25 protein-coding genes, 1 tRNA gene and 2 pseudogenes are annotated in these 24,614 nt (G+C 66.2%); 17 read left to right on the top strand and 11 right to left on the bottom strand.

The annotated features are described in order from the left end of the window. Positions 1-75: 75 nt before the first annotated feature. Both TX76_RS09415 and TX76_RS17595 read right to left on the bottom strand, forming a co-directional pair. Positions 76-1,587 carry a lipopolysaccharide biosynthesis protein gene (locus TX76_RS09415; protein ID WP_049901975.1) on the bottom strand — a complete coding sequence of 504 codons (1,512 nt, stop codon included), beginning with the start codon at positions 1,585-1,587 and terminating at the stop codon, positions 76-78. A 194-nt stretch (positions 1,588-1,781) separates the two neighbouring features. Continuing rightward, positions 1,782-1,985: pseudogene (locus tag TX76_RS17595) on the bottom strand (zinc ribbon domain-containing protein); the annotation flags it as partial. Between the two features lie 98 nt (positions 1,986-2,083). On the opposite strand from TX76_RS17595, the gene TX76_RS09410 reads away from it, so the two are divergent. From TX76_RS09410 to TX76_RS09390, 5 genes are all read left to right on the top strand, one after another. Next, complete coding sequence (locus TX76_RS09410) at positions 2,084-3,283, top strand: sugar phosphate nucleotidyltransferase (RefSeq protein ID WP_049901974.1); 1,200 nt, start codon at positions 2,084-2,086, stop codon at positions 3,281-3,283. Further along, the gene (gene glmS, locus TX76_RS09405) at positions 3,283-5,073 is read left to right on the top strand and encodes a glutamine--fructose-6-phosphate transaminase (isomerizing) (RefSeq protein WP_049901973.1); all 1,791 of its coding nucleotides are present in this window, start codon (positions 3,283-3,285) and stop codon (positions 5,071-5,073) included. Before TX76_RS09410 ends, glmS begins: the two co-directional genes overlap by 1 nt. A gap of 116 nt (positions 5,074-5,189) precedes the next feature. Next, positions 5,190-6,365 (top strand): NAD-dependent epimerase/dehydratase family protein, encoded by a 1,176-nt coding sequence (locus TX76_RS09400; protein WP_049901971.1) that lies wholly within the window; start codon positions 5,190-5,192, stop codon positions 6,363-6,365. Next, positions 6,365-7,288: an NAD-dependent epimerase/dehydratase family protein gene (locus tag TX76_RS09395; RefSeq protein ID WP_049901969.1), complete on the top strand. Its 924-nt coding sequence runs from the start codon at positions 6,365-6,367 to the stop codon at positions 7,286-7,288. The genes TX76_RS09400 and TX76_RS09395 overlap by 1 nt, the downstream gene beginning before the upstream one ends. Further along, on the top strand, positions 7,285-8,286 hold the full coding sequence (locus TX76_RS09390) for an NAD-dependent epimerase/dehydratase family protein (protein ID WP_049901966.1): 1,002 nt from the start codon (positions 7,285-7,287) through the stop codon (positions 8,284-8,286). The genes TX76_RS09395 and TX76_RS09390 overlap by 4 nt, the downstream gene beginning before the upstream one ends. Before the next feature lie 13 nt (positions 8,287-8,299). On the opposite strand, the gene aglF is transcribed toward TX76_RS09390, so the two are convergent. After that, positions 8,300-9,082, bottom strand: a complete 783-nt coding sequence (gene aglF, locus TX76_RS09385; protein WP_049901963.1) for a UTP--glucose-1-phosphate uridylyltransferase AglF — start codon at positions 9,080-9,082, stop codon at positions 8,300-8,302. A 126-nt stretch (positions 9,083-9,208) separates the two neighbouring features. On the opposite strand from aglF, the gene aglM reads away from it, so the two are divergent. From aglM to TX76_RS09350, 8 genes and pseudogenes are all read left to right on the top strand, one after another. Beyond that, on the top strand, positions 9,209-10,513 hold the full coding sequence (gene aglM, locus TX76_RS09380) for a UDP-glucose 6-dehydrogenase AglM (RefSeq protein WP_049901960.1): 1,305 nt from the start codon (positions 9,209-9,211) through the stop codon (positions 10,511-10,513). A 57-nt stretch (positions 10,514-10,570) separates the two neighbouring features. Continuing rightward, on the top strand, positions 10,571-11,167 hold the full coding sequence (trmY, locus tag TX76_RS09375; RefSeq protein WP_049901957.1) for a tRNA (pseudouridine(54)-N(1))-methyltransferase TrmY: 597 nt from the start codon (positions 10,571-10,573) through the stop codon (positions 11,165-11,167). Beyond that, positions 11,167-11,559 (top strand): CHY zinc finger protein, encoded by a 393-nt coding sequence (locus TX76_RS09370; RefSeq protein WP_079890795.1) that lies wholly within the window; start codon positions 11,167-11,169, stop codon positions 11,557-11,559. The genes trmY and TX76_RS09370 overlap by 1 nt, the downstream gene beginning before the upstream one ends. 66 nt (positions 11,560-11,625) lie before the next feature. Continuing rightward, positions 11,626-11,698: transfer RNA gene (locus TX76_RS09365), tRNA-Pro, on the top strand. Between the two features lie 249 nt (positions 11,699-11,947). Then, complete coding sequence (locus TX76_RS17590; protein ID WP_154019044.1) at positions 11,948-12,691, top strand: hypothetical protein; 744 nt, start codon at positions 11,948-11,950, stop codon at positions 12,689-12,691. Positions 12,692-12,788: 97 nt separating this feature from the next. Then, complete coding sequence (locus TX76_RS09360) at positions 12,789-13,091, top strand: hypothetical protein (RefSeq protein ID WP_049902205.1); 303 nt, start codon at positions 12,789-12,791, stop codon at positions 13,089-13,091. Beyond that, positions 13,092-13,597: pseudogene (locus tag TX76_RS09355) on the top strand (hypothetical protein). A gap of 76 nt (positions 13,598-13,673) precedes the next feature. Further along, positions 13,674-14,072, top strand: a complete 399-nt coding sequence (locus TX76_RS09350) for a DUF7383 domain-containing protein (protein ID WP_049901954.1) — start codon at positions 13,674-13,676, stop codon at positions 14,070-14,072. Between the two features lies 1 nt (position 14,073). Here the strand turns inward: TX76_RS09350 and TX76_RS09345 are convergent, their stop codons facing one another. Beyond that, positions 14,074-14,910, bottom strand: coding sequence for a nucleoside phosphorylase (locus TX76_RS09345; RefSeq protein ID WP_228842348.1), 837 nt, complete (start codon positions 14,908-14,910; stop codon positions 14,074-14,076). Positions 14,911-15,046: 136 nt separating this feature from the next. Between TX76_RS09345 and thsB the strand changes: the two genes are divergently transcribed. Together thsB and TX76_RS09335 are read left to right on the top strand one after the other, a co-directional pair. Continuing rightward, the gene (thsB, locus tag TX76_RS09340; protein WP_049902204.1) at positions 15,047-16,714 is read left to right on the top strand and encodes a thermosome subunit beta; all 1,668 of its coding nucleotides are present in this window, start codon (positions 15,047-15,049) and stop codon (positions 16,712-16,714) included. 302 nt (positions 16,715-17,016) lie between these two features. After that, positions 17,017-17,361 (top strand): hypothetical protein, encoded by a 345-nt coding sequence (locus TX76_RS09335; protein ID WP_049901949.1) that lies wholly within the window; start codon positions 17,017-17,019, stop codon positions 17,359-17,361. Here the strand turns inward: TX76_RS09335 and lrp are convergent. Next, on the bottom strand, positions 17,358-17,816 hold the full coding sequence (lrp, locus tag TX76_RS09330) for an HTH-type transcriptional regulator Lrp (protein WP_049901946.1): 459 nt from the start codon (positions 17,814-17,816) through the stop codon (positions 17,358-17,360). The two genes, TX76_RS09335 and lrp, sit on opposite strands and share 4 nt — an antisense overlap. Before the next feature lie 126 nt (positions 17,817-17,942). Between lrp and glnA the strand changes: the two genes are divergently transcribed. Then, complete coding sequence (glnA, locus tag TX76_RS09325; RefSeq protein ID WP_049901943.1) at positions 17,943-19,313, top strand: type I glutamate--ammonia ligase; 1,371 nt, start codon at positions 17,943-17,945, stop codon at positions 19,311-19,313. A 65-nt stretch (positions 19,314-19,378) separates the two neighbouring features. Here the strand turns inward: glnA and TX76_RS09320 are convergent, their stop codons facing one another. The 6 genes from TX76_RS09320 to TX76_RS09295 form a co-directional block, all read right to left on the bottom strand. After that, positions 19,379-19,831, bottom strand: coding sequence for a ribonuclease BN (locus TX76_RS09320; RefSeq protein ID WP_049901941.1), 453 nt, complete (start codon positions 19,829-19,831; stop codon positions 19,379-19,381). Continuing rightward, positions 19,828-20,688 (bottom strand): YihY/virulence factor BrkB family protein, encoded by an 861-nt coding sequence (locus TX76_RS09315; RefSeq protein WP_049901938.1) that lies wholly within the window; start codon positions 20,686-20,688, stop codon positions 19,828-19,830. Before TX76_RS09315 ends, TX76_RS09320 begins: the two co-directional genes overlap by 4 nt. A gap of 74 nt (positions 20,689-20,762) precedes the next feature. Next, positions 20,763-21,599 carry a YihY/virulence factor BrkB family protein gene (locus TX76_RS09310; RefSeq protein ID WP_049901935.1) on the bottom strand — a complete coding sequence of 279 codons (837 nt, stop codon included), beginning with the start codon at positions 21,597-21,599 and terminating at the stop codon, positions 20,763-20,765. Positions 21,600-21,677: 78 nt separating this feature from the next. Next, positions 21,678-22,793 (bottom strand): tRNA (guanine(26)-N(2))-dimethyltransferase, encoded by a 1,116-nt coding sequence (locus TX76_RS09305; RefSeq protein WP_049901933.1) that lies wholly within the window; start codon positions 22,791-22,793, stop codon positions 21,678-21,680. A gap of 76 nt (positions 22,794-22,869) precedes the next feature. After that, entirely contained in the window at positions 22,870-23,871 is a 1,002-nt protein-coding gene (locus tag TX76_RS09300; RefSeq protein ID WP_049901930.1) for a hypothetical protein, read from the bottom strand. Then, positions 23,864-24,061 (bottom strand): DUF4177 domain-containing protein, encoded by a 198-nt coding sequence (locus tag TX76_RS09295; RefSeq protein ID WP_006078362.1) that lies wholly within the window; start codon positions 24,059-24,061, stop codon positions 23,864-23,866. The genes TX76_RS09300 and TX76_RS09295 overlap by 8 nt, the downstream gene beginning before the upstream one ends. A gap of 130 nt (positions 24,062-24,191) precedes the next feature. Here TX76_RS09295 and TX76_RS09290 point away from each other — a divergent pair, with 130 nt between their 5' ends. After that, positions 24,192-24,587, top strand: coding sequence for a hypothetical protein (locus TX76_RS09290; protein ID WP_049901925.1), 396 nt, complete (start codon positions 24,192-24,194; stop codon positions 24,585-24,587). The last annotated feature ends 27 nt before the right edge of the window (positions 24,588-24,614 follow it).

Here is a 24,614-nt window from a genome sequence, read left to right as displayed (position 1 = left end):
AGGAGCGGGCAACACACACGTGTTGTGGTTCGCTATCGGTGGCTCGACGACGGCCGATCGGTCAGGGCGACGGGATCAGGAGACGACGGTTTCGACCATCCGACGACAGAGGCTGACGCTGTCGTAGCCCGAGTAGCGTTCGAGACCGAGCACGAGGGCGGTGTACACCGCGACGCCCGCAACGACCAGAACGACGAGTTCGAGTACGGCCGACCCAACCACGAGAGACTCTCGCAGGGCGAGGACCGCGCCGCCCATGACGGCGCTCGCGAGCGCGGGGTACGCGAGCAACCAGAGGAGTTCGACGTAGCTGCCCTCGACCACCCGGACCGCGAGGTACGACGACACCGGTTCGGAGAACAGCAGCGAGTTGCCGACGATCACGAGTGCGGTCCCGACCGCGCCGTACTCCGCCGTTGCAGGGTAGATGAACGCCGCGATGACGAGGAGCTTCCCGAACTGGATCTTGGTGGCGAAGTCGGGCCGACCTACGGCCTGAAACAGCGGGCCGGTGGTCGCGCCGAGCGAGCGGAGGAGTCCCCACGCCGCGAGCAGCTGGATCATCGGGACCATCGGCCCCCATTCCTCGGTGAGGAAGGCGTCGACGAACGTGGGCGCGATCGCGGCGATGCCGACCGCGACGGGGAAGGAGACGAACGTGGTGAGCTGGACGGTTTTGAAGAAACCGTCACGGAGGCGTCGGTCCTCGCTCTGGAGTTTCGCGTAGGTCGGGAAGACCACGCTCGAAATGGTCTGGGTGACCTCGGTCGCGGGTGCGTTCGAGACCCGGTAGGCGAGCTGGTAGAACGCGAGGACGGCCCCGCCGAGATACCACCCGACGAAGGCGTCGTCGCCCTCCATGATGAGAAAGAGGACGATCCCCGAGGCGAAGATCCACCGTCCGTACCCGAACAGTTCGCGCGCGTGATCGAGATCGAACCGGGGCCACGGCCGGTAGTCGACGAGCAGGTACGAGACGATCAGTCGTGCGGCGTCGCTCGCGACCAGCCCGAAGACGAGCGCCCACACCGACCGCGTGGCGAGCGCGTAGCCGACCGCCACCGTCACGTAGAAGACGGTGCCCGAGAGGGTGTAGACGAACTGCTTGTCGAACCGGAGATCCTTCTTGAGATACAGCAGTGCGGGGTTCTGAAGTCCCGAGAGCACCGGCGAGAGCGCGAGCACGCGGAGAACGTTCGTGAGCTGTGGCTCGTCGAAAAACCCTGCCGCCACCGGCGCGATGGTGAACAGGATCCCGGCAACGAGGAGGCTCCGGGCGTTCTGCATCACCCACGCCGTGTCGAGATAGGCGTCGACGTCCGATTCCTCGCGCTGGATCAGCGCGGCGTCGATCCCGAGTCTGGAAAGCTTCGTCAGCGCGCTCATCACGATCAGCGCGAACGCCATCACACCGTAGGCGTCGGGGCCGATCAGTCGCGCGACGAGGAGGACCATCCCGAGCTGGAGCGCGCGGTCGGCGACGTTGGTGAGCGCGACCCAGACCCCACCGGTGACCGCACGCTCCGCGAGGCTCCCGCCCGGTCGAAGCGCGCGCCGGAGACGCTTCACGACGCTCTGGAGCGACACGTATCGCCGGGAGTTCCCGGGCGGCACGTAAAAGCGTCGCCGTCGAGTCGTCCCATCATTGAATCGTGGCGAGAAGTTCCATCGACGTCTATCGGGGGCGAAGATAGCATGCAGAACGATAGACAACCCCGCTCTCGCTCAAGCACGCCCTCGCGCTTGAGGTTGGGGGCTTTTCAGCGTGATCTTGGGTCGTCTTAGCCGACCACAACCGTGGTCGAGCCTTCGACCGTCAGCGATCCACTGTTCAAGGGTATGTCTACGGATACCCCTCCGTCGGACGACGTGTGCGACCGGCGGAGTTTCTTCGCGTACTTCATCGCGATGTTCTTTGCCGCGTTGTAGTCGGCATCGAGCATGTAGCCGCAGTTCAGGCACTCGAACGGACTCGCGTCACGGTTGTCCGTGTGGGCTTGCTCACATCACTCCGTTCGCTCCTTGTGAAAGGAGGCTCTGCGCTACCGCTAGGTTGAAATCATTCGCCGTAGATGTTCGACCAATGAGCCTCCGTACAGCCGTCGTCCTCGCTGCCGGGGAGGGGAACCGGCTGCGACCTCTGACACACAACCGCCCGAAGCCGATGCTCCCCGCAGCGAACAGGCCGATGCTGGAGTACGTCTTCGACGCGCTGATCGACGCCGGGATCGAGCGGATCGCGGTCGTGATCGGCTACAAGCGCGACCGCGTACAGGAGTACTTCGGCCCGACCTACCGGGATCGGCCCCTCCAGTACGTCGTCCAGGAGAAACAGCTCGGCAGCGGCCACGCGCTGCTCGAAGCCCGGTCCGCGGTCGACGAGCCGTTCCTCGTGGTGAACGGCGATCGGGTGATCGAATCCGGCCTCGTCGCGGACGTGATCGGGGAGTTCGAGGCCCACCCCGACGCCGCAGCGACGCTCGGCGTGCTCGAACACCGCGACGCCCGCCACTACGGTGCGGTCGCGCTCCACGAGGGCCGGATCGAGGAGATCGTGGAGAAGCCCGACACCGACGACTACCGCCTGATCAACGCGGGCGTCTACGCCTTCCGGACCGAGATCTTCGAGTCGATCGAGGCGACCGAGCGTCGGGACGGCGAGCTCCGGGTGCCCGACACGCTCGCGCGGCTGATCGACGACGGCGAGGCCGTCCGCGGGGTTCGGATCGACGGCCTCTCGCCACACGCCACCTACCCGTGGGACCTCTTGACTGTTACCCGGGAGATCCTCGCACGCGGCCGTGTCGACGAGCCCGCGCGCGAACAGGGCGTCTGGGTCGACGACAGCGCACTCGTTCACGAGGACGCGACGCTCCAGGCTCCCGTGGTGGTGGGACCGGACTGCGAGGTGGGCCCCGGTGCGGTGGTCGGCCCGGACGTCGCGCTCGGCCGGAACGTCACCGTCGAGGCGAACGCCACCGTCGAGCGGAGCGTGCTCGACACCGACACCCGGATCGGTCCCGGGAGCACGGTCCTCGACTGCGTGGCGGGCCAGGACGTCACCCTGGGTGCGGCGAACACGGTCCCCGGCGGGCCGGCCGACGTGCGGATCGACACCCAGGTGTACGAGGAGCAGGCGCTCGGGGCGGTGGTCGCCGATCGGGTCCACGCGGGCGGGGCGGTCACGCTCGCGCCGGGCACGCTCGTCGGGCCGGGCGCACGGCTCTACACCGGGGTCCGTGCGAGCGGTCGGATCGAGGCCGACGCGGAGGTGCTCGGCTGATGTGTGGGATCGTCGGCTGTGTCGGTCGACCCGACGAGACGCTCGATGTCCTGATGCACGGCCTCTCGAAGCTCGAATATCGGGGGTACGACTCGGCGGGTGTCGCGCTCGCCAACGGGACTGTGGACATCGAGAAACGCGAGGGCGAACTCGAGAACCTCGAAGCGGCGCTCGAGGGGATCGATCTCGGTGGCCCGGTCGGAATCGGTCACACCCGCTGGAGCACGCACGGCCCGCCGAGCGACCGCAACTCCCACCCCCACGCCGACTGCGAGGGACAAGTGGCAGTGATCCACAACGGGATCATCGAGAACTTCCAGACGATCAAGGACGAGCTGATCGCGGCGGGCCACGAGTTCGAAAGCGACACCGATACCGAGGTCGTCCCCCACCTGATCGAGTCGGCGCTCGCCGACGGGGCCAGCCCCGAAGACGCGTTCCGCGCGGCGATGGAGCGGATCGAGGGGAGCTACGCGATCGCCGCGGTGTTCGCCGGCGGCGACGCGGTCTACTGTGCCCGAGCGGATTCGCCGCTCGTGCTCGGCGTCGACGACGGCGCGACCTACCTCGCGAGCGACGTGCCTGCCTTCCGGGAGTTCACCGACCGCGTGATCTACCTCGACGACGGCGAGATCGCCCGGATCGACGACGACGGCTGGACCGTGACGACGCTCGCGGGCGAACCGGTCGACAAGTCAGTTCACACCGTCGAGTGGGACGCAGAAGAGACGGGAAAGAGCGGCTACGACCACTACATGCTGAAGGAGATCCACGAGCAGCCCCGGGCGCTCCGACAGTGTCTCCGGGGCCGGGTCGACGAGCTCGGCGGCACCGTCGAACTCGACGAGCTCGACGAGCCGCCTCGACCGACCGCGGTCCAGTTCGTGGCGTGTGGCACCTCGTATCACGCCGCGCTCTACGGCGCGCGGCTGTTCCAGGACGCCGGCATCCCCGCCCAGGCGTTCCTCGCGAGCGAGTACGTCACCTCGCCGCCGCCGGCGGGCGACGCGCTCGTGGTCGGCGTCACGCAAAGCGGCGAGACCGCGGACACCCTGAGCGCGCTCCGGGAGGCAAAGGGTCGGGGCGCACGCACGCTCGCACTCACCAACGTGGTCGGCTCGACGGTCTCCCGGGAGTGCGATCACGTCATCTACATCCGGGCGGGCCCGGAGATCGGCGTCGCGGCCTCGAAGACGTTCGCGAGCCAGCTCGCGGCGCTCAACCTGTTCGCGCTCGCCACCGCGAACGGCGGCGATCGAGACGCTTTGGGCGCGCTCCGGGACCTCCCAAGCGAGGTGCAAGCCGTGATTGACGACTCGACCGCGGCCGCCGTCGCGACGGAGTACCTCGACGCGGAGGGGTACTTCTTCATCGGCCGGGGGCTCAACTACCCGGTGGCGCTCGAAGGCGCGCTCAAGCTGAAGGAGATCACCTACCGCCACGCCGAGGGGTTCGCGGCGGGCGAGCTCAAACACGGTCCGCTCGCGCTGGTCACGGAGAACACCCCTGTGATCGCGATCGCCACCGGCGACGGCGAACTCGCCCGAAAGACGGTCGGCAACGTGAAGGAGGTCGAGGCCCGGAACGCCTCCGTGATCGCCGTCACCGACGGTCAGTCCGACATCGAGCGCTACGCCGATCACGTCCTCCCGATCCCCGAGACCCACCCCCGGACCGCCGCGGTGCTCGCCAACGTCCAGCTCCAGCTGTTCGCCTACCACACCGCAGCCCAGCTCGGCCGGTCGATCGACAAACCCCGCAATCTCGCGAAGAGCGTCACCGTCGAGTAGACGGCCCATGGATCGGTTTCGATCCGTTTTCCTCCGAACGGTTCGGCCGCCAGTAGCGACGCGGATGGAGGGAAAGTGTTTTGATCGTGGGCGAGTTACTCGCTGATCGAGTAACTATGTCGATCATCGTCACCGGGGCCGACGGCTACGTCGGGTGGCCGACCGCCCTCAGGATCGCGAAGCGGACCGACCAGCGCGTGCTCGGCGTGGACAACCTCGCCAGGCGCGAGTGGGTCGCGTCGGTCGGGGCGAGAAGCGCCACGCCGGTCGCGTCGATCGAGGAGCGCCTCGCGGCCGCCGAGGAGCAGGGCCTCTCGAACCTCTCGTTCGTCGAGGGCGACCTCACGGATCGGCCGTTCGTCGATCGGCTGCTCGCGGTCCACGAGCCCGCGGCGGTGATCCACACCGCGGCCCAGCCCTCCGCGCCGTACTCCCAGATCAACGGCGAGCACGCGAACGAGACCCAGCACAACAACATGCAGGCGACCCGGAACCTCGTGTGGGGACTCCACGAGGCGGGGCTCTCCGACACCCACTTCGTCGAGACCACCACCACGGGCGTGTACGGCGCGCCCGAGTTCCCCATCCCGGAAGGTGGGGCGACGATGGAGAACGACGGCGAGCGCGACGAGGTTCCCTTCCCCGCGATGGCGGGCTCGTGGTATCACCTCACCAAGGCCCACGACGCGGCGAACCTCCGGCTCGCGAACACCCAGTTCGACCTCCCGATCAGCGACGTCCGAACCGCGATCGTCTACGGGGCGGGCACCGACGAGACCCGGGCGGACGACCGGCTGGGCACTCGTTTGGACTTCGATTACTACTTCGGGGTCGTCGCTCACCGCTTCGCGGCCCAGGCGGTCGCGGGCTACCCGCTGACGGTCTATGGGAAAGGCGAGCAGCGAAAGCCGTTCGTGAGCCTCGAAGATGCAGTCGAGGGGCTCGCGCGGCTGGCGCTGTGTGATCCCGACGACCGACCCGCGGCCCACACCGTGTACAACCAGACGACGCGCGCGATCAGCATCGTCGAGATCGCCGAAACCATCGCCGACGTCGGGGCCGAATACGATCTCGACGTCGCGGTCGAGCACGTCGAGAACCCGCGCGAGGAGGACGAGACCCACGAGATGGAGATCGAGCGCGAGAAGTACGACGACCTGATCGGCGGCGGGTCGGTCGACTTCGAGACCGGGATGGACGAGGTGCTCGAAGCCATGACCGAGCAGGCAGACGTCATCACGGCCCACGAGGACCGCTTCCTGCCGGACGTGCTCGAAGACCGGGAGGACTGATGGACCTCCTCGTCACCGGCGGGTGTGGGTACATCGGGAGCGCGCTGGTGCCCCTCTTGTGCGAGGACGACCGGGTGGATCGGGTCGTCGTGCTCGACGATCTCTCGACGGGCTCGCCGCGGAACCTGCTGGGCTGCGTCGGGGACGTCGACTTCCGGGGGGGCGACGTCCGGGAGTACGGCGACGTCGAGAGCGCGGTGCGGGACGTCGACGGGATCGTCCACCTCGCGGCGATCACCGGCGCGGACAGCACCCACGACCGGCGCGAGGAGACCTACGCGACCAATCTGGAGGGCACGCGGAACGTGCTCACCGCGGCCGGGAAGATCGGCGTCGATCGCGTCGTCGTGGCCTCCTCGTGTAACATCTACGGCCGGGCGACGAGCACCGACATCGACGAGGGGATCGAGCCCGACCCGATCAACCCCTACGCCGAGACCAAGTACGAGTCCGAGAAACTGCTCCGTGAGTACGTGGCCGAATACGACATGGACGGGACCGCGATCCGGCTGAGCACGGTGTACGGCGACGCGCCGGGCATCCGGTTCAACCTCGTCGTCAACCAGTTCGTCTTCCGGGCGCTCACCGGCCGGCCACTCACCGTGTACGGCGACGGCTCGAACTGGCGGCCGTTCGTCCACGTCGACGACGCCGCGCGGGCCTACCGCGATGCCGTGCTCCGGCCGGACGCGTGGCCGAAACCCGTCTACAACGTGGGGGCGAACGACGAGAACTATCGGATCCGGGACGTCGCTACACTCATCAGCGAGGAGATCGAGACGGTGGACGTGACATACTTAGAGGACGAACACCCCGGCCCCTCCTATCACGTGAACTTCGACCGACTCCGTGAGACCGGCTTCGAACCCGAGTACACGCTCCGCGAGGGCGTCCGCGAGCTCGCACGGAGGTTCAGGGGATGAGCGCGACCGACACCGAGGCCGACGGCGAGAGCGCCGAGACGACGACCGTCGCGATCACCGGCGCGGCGGGGTACATCGGGAGCTGCGTCGTCAAACAGCTCCAGGCGGCCCACCCGGGATGGACGATCAGGGCGTTCGACAACTTCTATCTCGGCGACGTTCGCGGGGTCGGCGACGTCGCGGTTGAACACGTCGACATCCGCGACCGCGGGCGGCTCGAAGACGCGCTCGCCGGGGCGGACATCGTGATGCATCTCGCCGCACTCAGCGGCGTCGACGACTGTGCGGATCACCCGGACCTCGCCTACGAGGTCAACGTCCACGGGACCGAGAACGTGGCGTGGTTCTGCCGGAAGCACGAGGCTGGATTGATCTTCCCGTTCAGCATGGGCGTCATCGGCGACCCACGGGAGTTCCCGATCACGGTCGACCACCCACGGGACCCGCTCAACTGGTACGGCCGGACCAAGCTGCTGAACGAGCGCGCGATCGAGACCTTCTCGGAGGGAGCGTTCCCGGCCCACCAGTTCATGATCGCCAACCTCTACGGCGATCACACGATCGACGGCGAGCGGATCTCGAAGGGCACGGTCACGAACTTCTTCCTCGATCGTGCGCTCTCGGGCGGGACGCTCACGGTGTACGAGCCGGGCACCCAGTCGCGCAACTACGTCCACGTCGAGGACGTCGCACGCGCCTACGTCGAGAGCGCCGAGGCGCTGGTCGAAGCGCTCGATCGCGGCGACACCGGCGTCGAGAAGTACGAGCTCGCGAGCGACGAGGACCCGAGCGTCCAGGAGATCGCCGAGCTGGTCGCCGACGTGGCGGCCGAGGAGCGCGACATCGATGCCGACATCGAGATCATCGAAAACCCCCGGTCGGGCGAGACGCTCGTCGACTCGTTCCCGGTCGACACCAGCAGAACGAAGCGCGACCTCGGCTGGTCGGCCGAGCACACCGTCGAGGAGACGATCCGCGAACGGCTCCGTACCGCGTAGTCCTGCTGGCTCGTTACTCGTTCGAACTTGCGTCCGCCGTCTCGGTTCCGGACTCGGCGTCCGTCTCCGCACTGGCCTCGCCACGCTGTTCCTGGAGCCGTCGTTCGGCTTCGTCCCTGTCCTCGGGGTAGCCGACGTCGATCCGCCAGCCGTCCATTTTGACGGCGTCGATCGTGCGGCCCGAGCGGAGCAGGAGGTCGATCGCGTCGGAGACCTCGTACTCGCCGCGACCGGAGGGCTGGACGAGATGGCAGGCGTGGAAGATGGCGGGCGTGAACGTGTAAAAGCCCGTGAGCACGAGGTTCGTCGGCGGATCGTCGGGCTTTTCCACGATGTCGGTGACCTCGCCGTAGTCGTTGGTGTCACAGACGCCGTACCGGTCGGCTTCCTCCATCGGGACCTCCTCGACGAGGAAGGCGGCGTCGGCGCGGTCCTCGCGCTGGCGGTCCACGACGTCCGCGAGGTTCGCCGCGAAGATGTTGTCGCCGAGCATCAGCATGAAGTCGTCGTCGATGTGCTCCTCGGCGGTGAGCAGGGCGTGGGCGATCCCCTTCGGCTCGCGCTGGTGGGTGTAGGTGATCGGCACGCCCTCGAACTCGTCGTCGTAGTGGCTGACGATGACCTCCTTCTTGTAGCCGACGACGACGATGAGCTCGTCCGCACCGAGATCGGTGAGATACTCGAAGCAGTGCGTGAGAATGGGTTTCCCGTCGATCTCGACCATTCCCTTCGGCTTGTCCTCGGTGAGCGGCCGGAGGCGAGTCCCCTCGCCAGCGGCGATCACGACGGCTTTCATGTCCCCTCGTCCTGCGCCGGATCGCAAAAGCCTGTTCATCGGTCCTGTCGCCGCGTTTCGACCGGCCACCGCGCGCGAGCCGTCGCCATCCGAACGCTCAAGGACGGAGGTGGTGAACGGGCCAGCATGGAGATCAGCGTCGTTGGCAGCGGCTACGTCGGCACGAGCGTCGCGGCCTGTCTCGCCGACCTCGGACACCGTGTGGTCGCGATCGACATCGACGAGAGGATCGTCGATGCCCTGAACGCCGGCGAGACGCCGATCCACGAGCCGGGGCTCGACGAGCGCGTTGCGACGCACTCGGGCGACCGGCTCCGCGCGACGACCGACCACGCCGCCCTCCGCGAGACCGACGTCACGTTCGTCGCGCTTCAGACACCCACCCGCGAGGACGGCAGCATCGACCTCTCCGTGGTCGAGGCGGGCATGCGCGACATCGGCGAGGAACTCGCGGCGACCGAGGGCTACCACCTCGTCGTGGTCAAGAGCACCGTGATCCCGGGGATGGTCGAGGAACGCCTCGTCCCGGTCCTCGAAGACGCCTCGGGGGAGCGCGCGGGCGAGGCGTTCGGCGTCGCGGTCAACCCCGAGTTCCAGAGCCAGGGATCGGCAGTTACGGACTTCCTCGAACCCGACAAGCTCGTGTTCGGCACTGAAGACAAGGACAGTCGAGCACTCGAACGACTCCACGGTGTGTACGAGCCGCTGGTCGCTGCAAACGAGAGTGAGGTGCCGATCGTCGAGACCGGCCGGCGCGAGGCCGCGATGGTGAAGTACGCGAACAACGTCTTCCTCGCGGGGAAGATCAGCCTCATCAACGAGCTCGGCAACGTCTGCAAGGAGTTCGGCGTCGACTCCTACGAGGTCGCCGACGCGATCGGGCTCGACGACCGGATCGGCGAACGGTTCCTCCGATCGGGCGTTGGCTGGGGTGGGTCGTGCTTCCCGAAGGACACCGACGCGCTCCGGGCCGCCGCGCGCTCGGTGGGCTACGAGCCGACGCTGCTCGACGCGATCGTCGACGTCAACGATCGCCAGCCCGAGCGGATGCTCGAACTGCTCGAACGCCACGTCGATCCCGCAGGCAAGCGGATCGCAGTGCTCGGGCTGGCGTTCAAGCCCGGCACCGACGACATCCGCGGGTCGCGCGCGACGCCGATCATCGCCGGGCTGCTCGAACGCGGTGCGGACGTGGCGGCCTACGATCCGGTCGCCGCCAGCGCGATGGCCGAGAAATACCCCGATATCGAGTACACCGGCTCGGCGGCCGACGCGCTTCGGGGAGCTGACGGTGCGCTCGTGGTCACCGACTGGGACGAGTTCGCGGCGCTCGACGGCGCGTTCGACGAGATGAGTAGTCGAGTAGTGATCGACGGCCGGCGGATCGTCGAGCCGCGCGAGGGGCTCACCTACGAGGGACTGACGTGGTGAACGAAGGCCCGACGTGGTGATCGACGGGGCTATTCGTTCCCGCCCGCGATGCAGCGTATGCGCCAGTTCGTCGTCTCGGGTCACGAGGCCCCCACGACCGCCGAGTTCTCGCTCGACGACCTCGCCGGTGGTGCGGGGCGGCTCGACGTGTGCTGTCGGTGTGTGAACTCGGCGTTCTTCCTCTCGCACGATCTCCGCGAGGACGTTCGGGTGTGGCTCGTGCTCGCCGACGAGTTCGCGGTGCGCTTCGAGGGCAGCGAACTCCGCCGGCTGAACCCCGACGAGCGCTCGACGGCCGCGCTGGTCCGGAACGCGCTCGATTCGCGCGAGGAGGCCATCGGCCACATGGAAGTCGAGAGTTCGCCGGGCGTCTTCCTCTCGCGACGCGGGTTCGAGCCGATCTTGGAGGAGGTCGCCGAGGAGAGCACCATCGTCGCGCTCCACGAGGACGGCGATCCCGTCGGAGAGATCGACCCACCGGAGAATCCAGCGTTCGTGCTGTCGGACCACCGCGATTTCACCGGCCACGAGGCCGAGCTGCTGGCCGAGGTTGCGGATGCTCGGGTGCGTCTCGGCCCCGAGCGGCTTCATGCGGATCACGCCATCACGGTCGCGCACAACTGGCTCGACACCGCGGGGTACACCCGGTACTGATGGTCGACCAGATCGATGGAGACGACCGGTCCGACGCGGACGATCGCACCGCGACCGACGATCATGCACTCGACGTGCCGATCCGTGGCGTCGGGGTCGACGCCGAAACGCGCTGTCGGCACTACCGGACCGATCGCGACGTCGTGGCCATCGCGCTGCCGTGCTGTGAGACGTTCTACCCCTGCATCGAGTGCCACGGGGCGCTCGCCGATCACGAGACGAGCCGGTGGCCGCAGGCACGCTTCGACGAACGGGCCGTGGTCTGTGGGCGCTGTGGCGCGCAATTCTCGATCGCGGCGTATCTCGACAGCGATCATCGCTGCCCGCAGTGTGACGGCGCGTTCAACCCTGGCTGTCGTCGTCACTGGGATCGCTACTTCGCCATCGAGTAGCTGCTACGAGTCGAGACCACGCTGAGACGGAAGGGTTAACACGCTCCTGCTCGTGGTTTCGGCCGCGGGCCGGTGGGGTAGCTTGGTATCCTTCGGCCTTCGGGTGGCCGTAACCGCGATTCGAATTCGCGCCGGCCCATGCTACCACCTTTTGCTGCGCTCAGTCGCTCGCTACCGCTCGCTCCTTCGCTGGCAAAATGTGGATCAAAAGCCTGCGTCACCCCCTCCGGGGGTTCCTTGGCCCGCTCGCTCCCTACGGTCGCTCGCGGATGCTACACTTGTGTATGTATCTATGTAGTACAATTCATTACTATCCAGTGAGGTCTTGTAACCAACGATGATACCGGACCAACAGCAGGCTCTGTTCGCACAGTTTGCTCGATTCTGTGTGAACGAGCAAATCGACTACAGAAGATGGGAATCAATAGCAGCAGAGTTCGGTGTCCTTGAAATCGCAAAAAGCAATCGATTGATGAGTAGGTGGAGGATAAAAAGCGAAGAGCGACACAGATCAACCCGAATCTTTATTCGAGAGGTTCATCAGGAAAATCAAAAACTCGCACTTGGAATAATGCGCCGAGTGTACTCTTCAACTGGTGGCACCGATGCAGAAGAGCTTCGAGAATATCCAGCACTAGAAGCACTAAAACACGATTCAGATACGATCGCTCACCCACAAGTTCCAACCCACTCAGAACCGTTTCTCGACATCGACAACGTTGCAGGAACGTTCTACCCAGGTCTCATAGAGAGGATAAACACCTGCTATCAGCTTGGTATAAACGATGCTACGCTCATATTGACGAGAAAACTGATTGAGAATCTCCTAATTGATGTGTTACGGAGAAAATATGGCACGGATAGAATCGAGATATACTACGACCCTGATTCATCAGAATTCCATAGTTTTTATGAGCTCATAGAGAATTTCAAAGAGTTACAGTCTGATTTCGAACACTATTCTGGCGAGGTTGACGATAACTTCATTAGAGAGCTAAATTCGATCAGAAAACCATCGAACGCAGAAGCACATTCGATTGAAACAGACATATCCGATGGTGAAATAGAGAACTACCAATCAATCTCGATCTATCTCGTAAAAGTGCTTTTCCATATCCGAAATTCGCTGTGAATAGTTCCTCTACTCATCGGTAAGATGGAAAGAGGAGACTTCTTGGCTCACATTGTACACAAGAGTTTTGCGAGCTCACACCTGAAGATAGATGAAGATGAGCAGCGACAAACGCCGCGTCCAGTTCCGCGCCTCCGAGAAGCTCATCGAGCGCGCGGATGCGCTGGCGACGGTCCTCGGGACCGACCGCACCGACGTGCTGACCGACGCGCTGCGGGAGTACCTTCGGGACGCCGCCCACGACGACCGGCTGACCCAGGAAATTGCGGGCGCGTACTACGACGACGAGATCACCTTCGAGCAGTTGAAGGCGCTCGTCGGTCCCGAAGAGGCGGCGAACTTCCGGGTGCTAAAGCGCCAACTCGACGATTCGCTCACCGAGGAGTTGGCCGACCTATAGATGGCGTGTGTCGTCGCCGATACGTCGGCCCTCGTCAGCCTCGGGACCGCCGCCGAGCACGATCCGTCGCCGCTCGACTGTCTCTACCGCGAGTACGAGGTTCTCGTCCCGAGAGAAGTCGTGAACGAACTCGAAGACGTCGCGTCGTACGCGGACGCACAGAGCCAGGCCGCGGAAGCGGTGCTCGACCGTCGCGACGAGCTCGACGTCCGGCAAAGCGACCTCGATGCGGACTTCCCGCTCGACGACGGGGGGAACGCTGCGGTCACGCTCGCGAACGACACGGATGCGGCGATGTTCCTGTGCGACGAGTTCAATCAACTCGGCCTGGTCCACGCGTCGCTGATCGACACTCGTCTGGTGACGACGCCGAAGCTGCTGGCGGTGTTCGTCCGGAACGGCGTGCTCACCGAAGTCGATGCAGCAACGCTACTCGACGGATGAGCGAGGTCCGTAGCTGGGCGAACAACAGCTATATCGGGCGTGCACGGGAGACGTTTCGGTGATAGATCAGAATTCGATGACGTCCCATCCCGAGTGGAGGCGGCGGGTTTAGGTCCCCGGCAGGCGAGAACGCACACGATGAATCAGCCCACCCGTGCGAACTACGCGCTCCTCACCGTCCAGGAATACCTCGGCGATAGCGCCGACGGACTCGACGTGTCGTGGGCGGAGTTCGTCGGCAACCACCGTTCGAGCGAGTTCGAGTTCACCGTCCCCACCGAGCCGGTCGTCGACCCGTACCTCGAACTCCAGGTCTTCGACATCTCGGCATACGACCACGAAATCCTCGTCAATGGCGACGCGCTCACGGGCTTCGATATCCCGCCCGCCGACGGCTGGCAGTACTGGATGGACCCGATCACCGGCGCGGACCTCGTGGAGGGCACCAACACGCTTCGGTTCGTCCGCGACGCTAGCACGGGCGACGACTTCGTGATCGGCACAGTCACAGTCCACTGGAAGGAACCAGTCGAGTGAGTCACCCTGTGAGCGCCGCGACGGCCCGCGCGAACGCACGTTCGAGGTGCTCGCCCGTCTCCGTGAACCGTGGCTCCCAGCCCGACGGGTCGAGGTGATCGCTGATGGTGAACAGCGCGCCCGCATCGACACCGCGACGCTCCGCGATCGCGAACACCGCCGCGGCCTCCATGTCCACCGTGATGATCCCGTCCTCACGGTAGCGCTCGATCTCTGGGATCGTCTCCCGGTAGATCGCGTCCGTGGTCCACGTCGGGCCAGTGTGGTGGGTTTCGTCGACTGCATCGAGTGCAGCTTCGAGTTGGTCACACAGCGCGGGTGTCGCGTCGACGTACGTCCCGGCATCGAGGTAGTGATGGGAGGTCCCTTCGTCGCGCAGCGCGCGGTCCACGATCACAAGATCGCCGAGTTCGACGTCCGGCTGGAGGCTGCCGACGTGTCCGAGCGCGAGGAACCGCTCGGTTCCGCGGGTGATCAACTTCTCCATCACCAGGGCGGTCACCGGCGCGCCGACGCCAGGCACGCGAACGATCCCGACCCGCCCATCGGTGGTGTCGAGTGCGTATCCCGTATCCCACGTCTCGAACTCGGTGACGGCGTAGCTCTCGGCAACGTGGTCGAGAAGTCCGTCGTGGAAACACAGGACGAGCGATTTCGGTACCGGATCCGGCTCGTCGTGGAAGTACTCGAGGCTCGCCCGCGGCGTGATCAGCGCCTCCCAATCGTGCTTGTCCGGACTGTTCGGGTACGGCATTCGTCCGAGGAAGGCCGTCGATGTATATAAATTACAGTCGCCGCTGTCGTAGCTCGCATCACAGTCATCGATAACACCCTGCATGATTCGTCGTTCGTGAGCACATCGTCGGGTGGTTTGCGTACTCTCGGTTCGTGAGCATCCTCGACATCGCTTCGGCAGCAATGGATAGTTTTTTATAGAAGCACATTCAATCGGTCGGTGAATCATGAGTCAGCGAATGCAGGGCCAACCCATGATCATCATGGGCGACGACTCCCAGCGCGTCCAGGACGAGGACGCTCAGTCCCACAACATCAACGCGGCACGCGCAGTATCGGACTCGGTTCGATCGACACTCGGGCCGAAGGGGATGGACAAGATGCTCGTCTCCTCGATGGGCGACGTCACGGTGACGAACGACGGCGTCACCATCCTGACCGAGATGGACATCAACAACCCCACGGCGGAGATGATCGTCGAGGTCGCCGAGACCCAGGAGGACGAGGCGGGCGACGGCACCACGACGGCGGTCGCGGTCGCGGGCGAACTCCTCAAGAACGCCGAGGGGCTCCTCGAACAGGACATCCACCCGACGGCGATCATCAAGGGCCTCCAGATGGCGAGCGACCACGCCCGCGCGGAGATCGACGACCTCGCCGAGCAGATCGACGCCGACGACACCGAGCGGGTCCGCAAGGTCGCCGAGACCTCGATGACCGGCAAGGGAGCCGAGTCGAACAAGGAGCAGCTCGCGAACCTCATCGTCGACGCGGTTCAAAACGTGACCGTCGAGACCGAGACCGGCGAGAACGTCGTGGACCTCGAGTACGTCAACATCGAGACCCAGACCGGCCAGTCCGCGAGCGACTCGACGCTCCTCGACGGCGCAGTCATCAGCAAGGACCCGGTTCACGACAACATGCCGACCGAGGTCGAGGACGCCTCGGTGCTCCTGCTGAGCGAGGCCGTCGAGGTCGAGGAGGCGAACGTCGATTCGCAGGTCAGCCTCTCGGATCCCGACCAGCTCCAGCAGTTCCTCGACCAGGAGGACGAGCAGCTGAAGGCCAAGGTCGAGCAGATCAAGGAAACCGGCGCTGATGTCGTGTTCTGCCAGAAGGGCATCGACGACCTCGCCCAGCACTACCTCGCGAAGGAGGGCATCCTGGCCGTGCGCCGGGCGAAGAAATCCGACATCGAGTTCCTGAAGGAAGTCCTCGGGGCGAACATCGTCTCGGACCTGAACAGCGCGCGTGCCGACGACCTCGGCACCGGCTCGGTGACGCGCGACGAGGAAGGGGGCCTGTTCTACGTCGAGGGCGATGACTCCCACGGCGTCACGATCCTCCTCCGGGGCTCGACCGACCACGTGGTCGACGAGCTCGAACGCGGCATCACGGACGCGCTGGAGGTCGTCGCTCAGACCGTCTCCGACGGGCGTGTGCTCGCCGGCGGCGGCGCGATCGAGGTCGAACTCGCCTCCCGGCTCCGCGAGTACGCCGACTCCGTGAGCGGGCGCGAGCAGCTCGCGGTCGAGGCGTTCGCCGACTCGCTCGAACTCGTCCCCCGCGTCCTCTCGGAGAACGCGGGCCTCGATCCGATCGACACCCTCGTCGACCTCCGCTCGGCCCACGAGTCCGGTGACGAGCACGCGGGTCTGAACGTCTACGACGGCGACGTCGAGGACACCTACGAGGCCGGCGTCGTCGAGCCGGCCCACGCCAAGGAGCAGGCCCTGGCGAGCGCTACTGAGGCCGCGAACCTCGTGCTCAAGATCGACGACATCATCTCGGCCGGCGACCTCACCACCGAGGGTGGCGAGGAGGCGGGCGGCCCCGGCGGTCCCGGTGGCGCACCCGGCGGCATGGGTGGCATGGGCGGGATGGGTGGCATGGGCGGCATGATGTAAGCCCACTTTTTCCCTCGCTCGCGCGCTTCGCGCGCTCGCTCGGCAAAAACTTGGGGAAAAAGACCGCGACCGCTCTGCAACCGCACCACGGAAGCCCTCGGCTGCGAGGCGCGAACGAAGTGAAGCGTCTCGAATAGCGAGCGGGGAGGAACGACTCGCGAGCAGCGCTTCGCGGGCCTCGCCCTTCATCCACCAGGCCCGCTCCGCGACCGCATCCGCGCCGCATCGCACCGCCCAAACGACACCGAATTTTTACGCATCTAGTCGGCGACCACTTCCGTGTGTAGCCCTTCGCTTTCCGTGTGGAGAGCCGTTCACCGTGGGCCGAACGCGAGGTCGACTACGCCGAGCTGGTCGTCGGCGTGGTGATCGCGTGGGGGGTGTTCGATGGCGTCTCGACGCTCGTGGCCGCGGCGCTCGTTGGCGTGGAGTTCGAATCGAACCCGCTCGTCCGAGCGTTGCTCCCGACGCCGACGCTCGCACTCGGCGTCAAACTCGCCGCGGCGGTGCTCGCGGGCGTCCTCGCGCTCGCCGGCGAACGGTTCATCAGGACGGTTCCGGGCTGGCGATGCTTCTTTCTGGGCCTGATCGCCCTCGGGGCCGGTGTCACCGGACTGAACCTCGGGGTCGCGCTCGCGGCGGTCTAATCCTCGATGTCGAGTTCGAACTGTTCGTGCTCGCTCACGGTGTTGAGCACGACGTTGGTGTTCGATTCGCGGATGTCGGCGTCGGCGAGCAGCGTCTTGATCGCGTCGTTCATGTCGTCGGTGTCCTCGAACTTCCCGATCGCAACGATGTCGTGATCGCCGGTGACCTCGTACACCGAGATCATCTGGTCGTGCTCGCGGAGCCGATCGGTGATGTCGGGCAGCGCGCTGCCGTCGACCTTGAGCTGGATCACGGCGGTGACGTCGTAGCCGAGCGCGTTGTAGTCCACCGTGGGCGAGTACCCCCGGATGACGCCCTCGTCTTCGAGATCCGCGAGGTGATTCGAGACCGTCGTCACCGAGACGTCGAGGTCGTCGGCGAGGCTCCGGAGGCTGGCACGACCGTCGCCCAGCAGCGCGTTGACGAGTTCCGTATCGAGGTTTTCGTACGTCATCACACTCCCGTACTGATTCCGGGGAGTAAAACTTTACGAATATCCAGTTCCTGTCCCGCATTCAATATTTGCGACGAAGGGTAGTGTTTTTGTAGCCCGGGGTCTCCCACCGAGTAGGCACGAAGCATGACAAACGAAACTCCACCCGACGGCGGTCTCTCGACCGACGCACAGCGGGTTCTCGAACGGATCGACGAGCACAACGTCGACTTCCTCCGGCTCCAGTTCACCGACATCCTCGGCACGGTCAAGAACGTCTCCGTTCCCGCCTCCCAGGCGGAGAAGGCGTTCACCGAGGGGATCTACTTCGACGGCTCCTCGATCGAGGGGTTCGTCCGGATCCAGGAGTCGGACATGCGGCTCAAGCCCGATCCGACGACGTTCGCCGTCCTGCCGTGGCGCGACCGCGACGACGGCACCGCGAGCGCGCGGCTGATCTGCGACGTCATGAACACCTCGACCGGCGAGCCGTTCGCCGGCGACCCGCGTGGGGTGCTCAAGGACGCGCTCGATCGCGCTGCGGAGCTGGGCTACGAGGTCAACGCCGCGCCCGAACCCGAGTTCTTCCTGTTCGAGCACGACGAGGAGGGCCGTGCGACGACGAAGACCAACGACGCCGGCGGCTACTTCGACCTCGCGCCGAAGGACCTCGCCTCGGACGTCCGCCGGGACATCATCTACGGGCTGGAGGAGATGGGCTTCGAGATCGAGGCCTCCCACCACGAGGTCGCCCAGGGCCAACACGAGATCAACTTCACGTACGACGACGCGCTCACGACCGCGGACAACGTCGCGACGTTCCGATCGGTGGTGCGGGCGATCGCGGCCCAGCACGATCTCCACGCGACGTTCATGCCCAAGCCGATCGCGCGGATCAACGGTTCGGGGATGCACACTCACCTCTCGCTCTTTGACGGGGGCGAGAACGCCTTCCACGACGGGGACGACGAGTTCGACCTCTCCGACACCGCCAAACAGTTCGTCGCGGGCATCCTCGATCACGCGCCCGCCGTCACCGCGGTCTGCAACCCGACGATCAACAGCTACAAGCGCCTGGTGCCAGGGTACGAGGCTCCCGTCTACGTGGCGTGGTCGGACAGGAACCGCTCGGCACTGGTCCGCAAACCCGCCGCGCGCACCCCGGCGGCCTCCCGGATCGAACTCCGCTCGCCCGATCCCTCGTGCAACCCGTATCTCGCGATCGCGGCGATGATCACCGCCGGGCTCGACGGGATCGAGCGCGAACTCGACGCCCCCGATCCCGTTCGCGAGAACATCTACGAGTTCGACGAGGAGCGCCGTGCAGAGTACGGGATCGACACGCTGCCGACGACGCTCGCCGGGTCGCTCGACGCGCTCGAAGCCGACGAGGTCGTCACGAGCGCGCTCGGTGACCACGTCGCCGACACGTTCGTCGCGGCCAAACGCGAGGAGGTCACCGACTACCGGGTGTCGGTCAGCGAGTGGGAGAAAGACCGCTACCTCGAAACGTTCTGAACGCGGCTTCGTCCTCGATTTTCGTCGATCGCCGTGAGAATCGCCAGCGAACGCTCGCGGCGTCGCTACGATCGGATGCGACCGACCAGATCACGGAGCCGCCCCGGGAGGCCGAGTGCGGCCCCGGCGAGGCCGACGAGCACCATCAACACGTAGAGGCCGAGCGTCGAGAGCCAGACAACGAGCATCGCGAGGATCGCCCAGCCGCCGTTCAGCAGGGCGAACGCGCCGATCGTCATCGCGGTGCCGTAGAGGAGGACGAGATACGGCCCCCAGCCGCGCGCGTGGCCGCGGCGCTGGCGCTTGCGGACGTACTGTCTGAGATCGCTTTCGAGCGCGTCGCGCTTGACGATCCGCTCTTCGACCTCGTCGGCGAACGCCACCACGTCGGCCCGCAGCGTCTCGACGTCCTCGACAGTCGCGGTCTCGGTGCGGTCGTCGTCGATTCGCTCGCCGAGGCCCTCGTCCTCCCGGACCGGATCGCCGACATCGTCGGTCTCGGTGTCCTCGCGGCTCATGAGCCACCTCCCGAGCGCAACCGCGCCGCGAGACCACCTTCGGTCTGTGTCTCACGGCCGGCGACGCGACCGGCGAGGAGTGCGTTCAACAGCACCCCGAGCAGGAGGACCATCCCGGCGAAATACAGCACCGTCACCAGCAACAACACCCCGCCGAGGACCCCGTAAGCCTCGAACGCACCGGCCCGCGCCGCGTAGATCCGGAAGACGACCTGAAGCACGGTGAGTCCGACGGCAGCCAACACTGCCCCCGGTATCGCCTCGCGTACCGCTACGTCGTGTCCGGGAAGGAAGTAATAGAGCGGCAGCAGGACGATCGTGAGCGCGAGCAACGTTGCAAGCGTCCCGACGATCGCCGCCGCGGAGACGCCGGCGAACTCGACCTCGACCGGCCAGAACGACGCCGCGGCGGCGATCCCAACCGCGGCGATCGCGCCGAGGACTATCGCGGCCAGCGTGATGACGCCGTTTTTGACCTGGGTCACGATGCTGCCGGATTCGCGGCCGTACACCCGCGAGAACGCGGTGTCCAGTCCACGGAAGAGTTTGAGCGCGCTCCAGAGCAGCGCGACGAAGCTGACGGCCGTCGCGCCCCCGGCCCCGCTCTGGCCGTCGATCGCACCGCTCACGAGGTCCTGTGCGCTCGCCGGTAGCGAACTCGTCGCGCTGTTCACGACCTCCTGGGCCGTCGAGGGATCGACGACGACCGAGAGCGTGACGAGCAGGAGCAACAGCAGGGGAATCAGCGAGACGAACGCGTAGTACGCGATGCTCGCCGCGATGAACGTGATCTCCTTTTCCTGGACCTCCCCGACGAACGCCCGGCCGAAGGAAGTCGCGCGCGTACTTGTACTCACGACCGCGCCTTCGACCGAGGCGTATATATAATCGGCGGGAGCCCGTGTCGTTCGGCGCGTCCAGGCGGGTCGAGTCAGCGGGTCGGCAGCCACCCGGCGTCGGGATCGACCCGCCCCGCCAGGCTCGCGTTGAGCGCCGCCCCCACGAGCAGCGCGAGCCCGCCGACGTACAGCCACGTGAGCACGAGCAACAGGCCGCCGATGGCCCCATAGAGGGCGACGCTGCTCGACGCGGTGGCGTACAGCCGGACGACCACGCCCGAGACCGTCCACGCGAGCGCGGCGAACAGCGCTCCCGGGAGGACCTCACGGACCGAGACGCCGTCGACCTCGGGCAGAACGTAGAACATCGGGAGGAAGGCCCCGACCAGCGTGGCGAACAGGAGGAGCGGGCTCACGAACCGCAGTACGGAGTTGTCCCCCACGACGACCGCAACCGCGAGGCTGACTCCCGCGAGCGCCGCGGCCGCGACCGTCACCGACACGAGCACGAGGATCGCGTCGATCAGTTTCCCGGTGAGTGAGACCGCCTCACGTTCGTCGTAGACCGCCGCGAACGCCCCGTCGAGCGCACCGAACATCCGGAGGCCGCTCCACCCGAGGATGACGGCTCCGAGCGCCGCGGCCCGGATCCGGCCGCTGGTCTGGGTGAGGAGCTGCCGGGGTGCCGACGTCCCGCGCGGGAGCACCGTCCCCGACGCCGCCGTACTCGCCTGCGAGAGAAGGCCGTTGCCGAACAGCGAGAGCCCGATCACGGTGAAGAGTACGAGCGGGACGAGCGCGAGGAACAGGTAGTACGCGAGGCTCGCCGCGAGCAGCGTGATCTGTTCCTCGCGGGCCACCGCGACGACCGTCCGTGCCACCGGACCGAGGTTCTCGACCCGTCCACGGACGCGCTTGCCGACCTGCACGCCGCTCGGTTCAGCCCCCGCCGTCAAGTAGTTCACCTTCGGGCTGCGTTCGAACCGCTCGCCGAAGCCGGGGTCGGATCAGGCAGAGCCGCTTCCCGGGTCGGTCGCAATCTCGATCTCGGCGGCCGTGGCGTCGGTCTTGAACGTCGTTCCGCCGTAGTGGGTCCGCGAGGCCGCAAAGCCCGCCCCGCGAAGCCGGTCGAGGAACTCGTCCATCGCGCGCGCGGAGCGCCCCCACTGTCGACAGAGTCGGTGCTGGTCGTAGTGGGTCGGCGTATCGAGCTCCCCGTCGAGCGTCGTGAGGAGGTCGCGGGCGCGGTCGGCGGTGCCCAGCTCGTCGGTGAGTCGGTCGCGAACGTCACCCACGAACACGCCGTCGTGCGGCCTGGCGAGCCAGAGCGGACCTGCGGTTCGTACGTTCGCGCCACAGGCCGGACATTCGTCCGGCGGGCGCGCGATCAGTCCGCTCTGGGACTCGCGGTGGCGACACGAGAAGCAGTGGTGGACGTACCCCACCGAGCCGAGCGCGTCGTTCGCGTCGCTCGCCCGGCGCGAGAGCGAGAGATACGTCCGAACGTAGTGGCTCGTGGCGTGACTCAGCACGGGGGTGGCGGCGACGTCGTACCGCGCAGCGGTCCTGACGAGCGCGCCCAGCAGGACCCGAAGCCCCATCTCGGCGTGGTACTCGGTGTTCTGCGGGACGGCGCTGTACGACCGGATCCCGCTCTCTCTGTGTGCGCCACACAGCGGCGCGGTGTCGGTCGCGGTGACGCAGACGAAGTGGCGCGCGCCCCGAAAGGCGGCGTCGGCAAAGGGGATCGGCGTGCCGAACGGGTCGAGATCCACGATATCGAAATGCTGCTCGTGCAGGAGCGCGTTCGCGTTCCTGGTTTCGACCGTGCCGTCGAGGCCGTTCCGATCGAGGTTCGTCCGGCAGAGCTCGGTCGCGTCGGAATCGCGATCACACAGCGTCGCGTCGAACCCCTCGTTCGCCGCGCGCACGCCCCGCACCCCGGTCGCGGCGTGGGCATCGAGGTACGACTCGCGGCCGTCGCGGTCGCGAACCGTTCGAAGCACGGCGACGGTGAGATCCCGGTTGAGCTCCTGGTCGGGGTTGAAGAAGACGCCCTCGCCGACGCCCGCGTCGGGCTGTTCGGGAACGCGAACGGAGAGGTCGCCCTCGGAAACCTGCATGGCGGGGCTGGGTCGCCGAGCGCGAAAAGCGACCCGTTCCGCCGAGACGGCCGATGGCTCCCGAGCCCCGAGCAGTCTACGTGAGGACGAGCGGGCCCACGGTCAGCGTCTGTTTCGCGAGCGTCGCGATCCGCAGCACGTACGACGTGAACACGAGGAAGGGCGTGACCGAGATCGTGAAGGCGAGGCTCACGGCCCAGAGCATGGTTTCGAGCCCCAGCAGGGTGCCGGTGAACGTGCTCGGATCGACGAAGACGACCATGCCACCGGCCACGATGAGTGCCGGGATCGCAGCGTAGAGGATCGCCCGGGAGAGTTTCACCAACCCCCACTGGATGTAGAGCACCTTCACGTACTCGCGCACCGGCCCGAACATCGTCACCGCCTCCAGCATCTCCCGGAACGCCGTGCGCTCTTCGATGGTGAGGTCGTCCTCGTGCTCCTCGCCGAGACGCCGGATGTCGTGGATCTTCTGGGCGTAGTTGAAATCGAGGGCCGGGGAGACGACGGCGAACGTCCCGAAGTCCGCGCCGTCGAGTTCGTCGAGCGCCGTGTCCGCGTTCTCTTCGAGGTCCTCGACGTACTCGTTCACGCGGTCGCGGAGGTCGTCGTTCTCGTTCCCGGCGATGGCCTCGCGCAGCGCACCTGCTCGCTCCTCACACGTCTCGATGAGCCGTTCGAGGAAAACGGGCGGATCGCTGGGCGTGGTGGTTTCGAGCAGGTCGTCGGTGTTCTGGTAGAAATCCATCGTCGTGTCCATCCGGCTGCGCTGGGTGCCGAGCGAGCCGATTTCCTGGGAGAGCACGAGCTGGTTGATCGAGACCACGAGCGTCGTGCTCGTGATGATCGCACCGAGCAGCGCCGAAAACACCGTCTCGACCATATCGCTCGATTCCATCATCGATGCCAGCAAGAGCGGCTTGAATAGGCCGAACAGCATGAACGCGACGAAGACGACGAGCGCGAATCCCCCGACAACGGCCCATCGGTTCGCTTCGAGAAGCACCCAGAAGAGGACCTTGTTCACGTCGGTTCGCTCGCGCAGGGTGTTGGCCGAGGAGAGATCCCTCTCACTCATCGTACACCGGCCGTTTGAGCAGCAGCAGCTTCGTGCCGCCCTTGTCGTAGTCGATCGTCGCCGTGAGCTCCCAGCCCTCCTCGCCGAGTTCGTTGAGCTGGTCGCTCGGGTCGATCGTCTCGCGCTTGGTCAACCCCTTCGGTGGTTCGAGCGTCTTGTACTCCCACTTCACCGGCCGATTGCCGACCATACAGTACGGATCGGCGGCGCTCAGTTAAGTGAGGGCCTTGCGCCCGTCTGCAGCCGCGGGTCCGTAGTCGTTCGATCGGGCGCGACGTTGCAGGCAGAACCGTTTTTCTCCGTCGCCGTGTCGGGCATCCATGCCGAGAGCATCGTGGCGGCGCGTTCTCGCGGCGGCGCTCGTCGTCGTCGGATTCGCGGCCGGCGGCTGTCTCACGCTCGATCCGACGATCACGGCCGAAACGAACGATTCGGTCGTGTTCGAGAGCCTCTCGGCGACGGAGCCGTGGATCGAAGCGGGCGTCCGGGTCAACGCGACGCTTCGCTCCACCGGCGCTGCTGGCAACGTGACCCAGCTCACCGTCATCGAGCCGAACGGGCGATCGTTCGGGACGATCGGCGTCGATCCCGGCCAGACGACGGTCGTCTTCACCGTCCCCGCGAACCGGAATTCGACGATCGTCGCGAGCAACACCGTCAACTCGACCACGATCGAGACGGTGAACGTGACCGCCGGCGGGAACCGGGTCCTGTGAGGCCGAGAGCCGGCTCGTGGAGGCGCG

The organism is Halococcus agarilyticus (assembly GCF_000334895.1).
Lineage (GTDB): Archaea > Halobacteriota > Halobacteria > Halobacteriales > Halococcaceae > Halococcus > Halococcus agarilyticus.
The sequence above is the reverse complement of the archived record's forward strand: the minus strand, read 5'-3'. Positions and strand labels throughout refer to the sequence as shown.

Bases quoted from the DNA above. Each gene is read 5' to 3' on its own strand.
- TX76_RS09410 (WP_049901974.1), top strand. From the start codon at position 2,084: ATGAGCCTCCGTACAGCCGTCGTCCTCGCTGCCGGGGAGGGGAACCGG.
- glmS (WP_049901973.1), top strand. From the start codon at position 3,283: ATGTGTGGGATCGTCGGCTGTGTCGGTCGACCCGACGAGACGCTCGAT.
- TX76_RS09400 (WP_049901971.1), top strand. From the start codon at position 5,190: ATGTCGATCATCGTCACCGGGGCCGACGGCTACGTCGGGTGGCCGACC.
- TX76_RS09395 (WP_049901969.1), top strand. From the start codon at position 6,365: ATGGACCTCCTCGTCACCGGCGGGTGTGGGTACATCGGGAGCGCGCTG.
- TX76_RS09390 (WP_049901966.1), top strand. From the start codon at position 7,285: ATGAGCGCGACCGACACCGAGGCCGACGGCGAGAGCGCCGAGACGACG.
- aglF (WP_049901963.1), bottom strand. From the start codon at position 9,082: ATGAAAGCCGTCGTGATCGCCGCTGGCGAGGGGACTCGCCTCCGGCCG.
- aglM (WP_049901960.1), top strand. From the start codon at position 9,209: ATGGAGATCAGCGTCGTTGGCAGCGGCTACGTCGGCACGAGCGTCGCG.
- trmY (WP_049901957.1), top strand. From the start codon at position 10,571: ATGCGCCAGTTCGTCGTCTCGGGTCACGAGGCCCCCACGACCGCCGAG.
- TX76_RS09370 (WP_079890795.1), top strand. From the start codon at position 11,167: ATGGTCGACCAGATCGATGGAGACGACCGGTCCGACGCGGACGATCGC.
- TX76_RS09360 (WP_049902205.1), top strand. From the start codon at position 12,789: ATGAGCAGCGACAAACGCCGCGTCCAGTTCCGCGCCTCCGAGAAGCTC.
- TX76_RS09350 (WP_049901954.1), top strand. From the start codon at position 13,674: ATGAATCAGCCCACCCGTGCGAACTACGCGCTCCTCACCGTCCAGGAA.
- TX76_RS09345 (WP_228842348.1), bottom strand. From the start codon at position 14,910: ATGCAGGGTGTTATCGATGACTGTGATGCGAGCTACGACAGCGGCGAC.
- thsB (WP_049902204.1), top strand. From the start codon at position 15,047: ATGCAGGGCCAACCCATGATCATCATGGGCGACGACTCCCAGCGCGTC.
- lrp (WP_049901946.1), bottom strand. From the start codon at position 17,816: ATGACGTACGAAAACCTCGATACGGAACTCGTCAACGCGCTGCTGGGC.
- glnA (WP_049901943.1), top strand. From the start codon at position 17,943: ATGACAAACGAAACTCCACCCGACGGCGGTCTCTCGACCGACGCACAG.
- TX76_RS09320 (WP_049901941.1), bottom strand. From the start codon at position 19,831: ATGAGCCGCGAGGACACCGAGACCGACGATGTCGGCGATCCGGTCCGG.
- TX76_RS09305 (WP_049901933.1), bottom strand. From the start codon at position 22,793: ATGCAGGTTTCCGAGGGCGACCTCTCCGTTCGCGTTCCCGAACAGCCC.
- TX76_RS09300 (WP_049901930.1), bottom strand. From the start codon at position 23,871: ATGAGTGAGAGGGATCTCTCCTCGGCCAACACCCTGCGCGAGCGAACC.
- TX76_RS09295 (WP_006078362.1), bottom strand. From the start codon at position 24,061: ATGGTCGGCAATCGGCCGGTGAAGTGGGAGTACAAGACGCTCGAACCA.
- TX76_RS09290 (WP_049901925.1), top strand. From the start codon at position 24,192: ATGCCGAGAGCATCGTGGCGGCGCGTTCTCGCGGCGGCGCTCGTCGTC.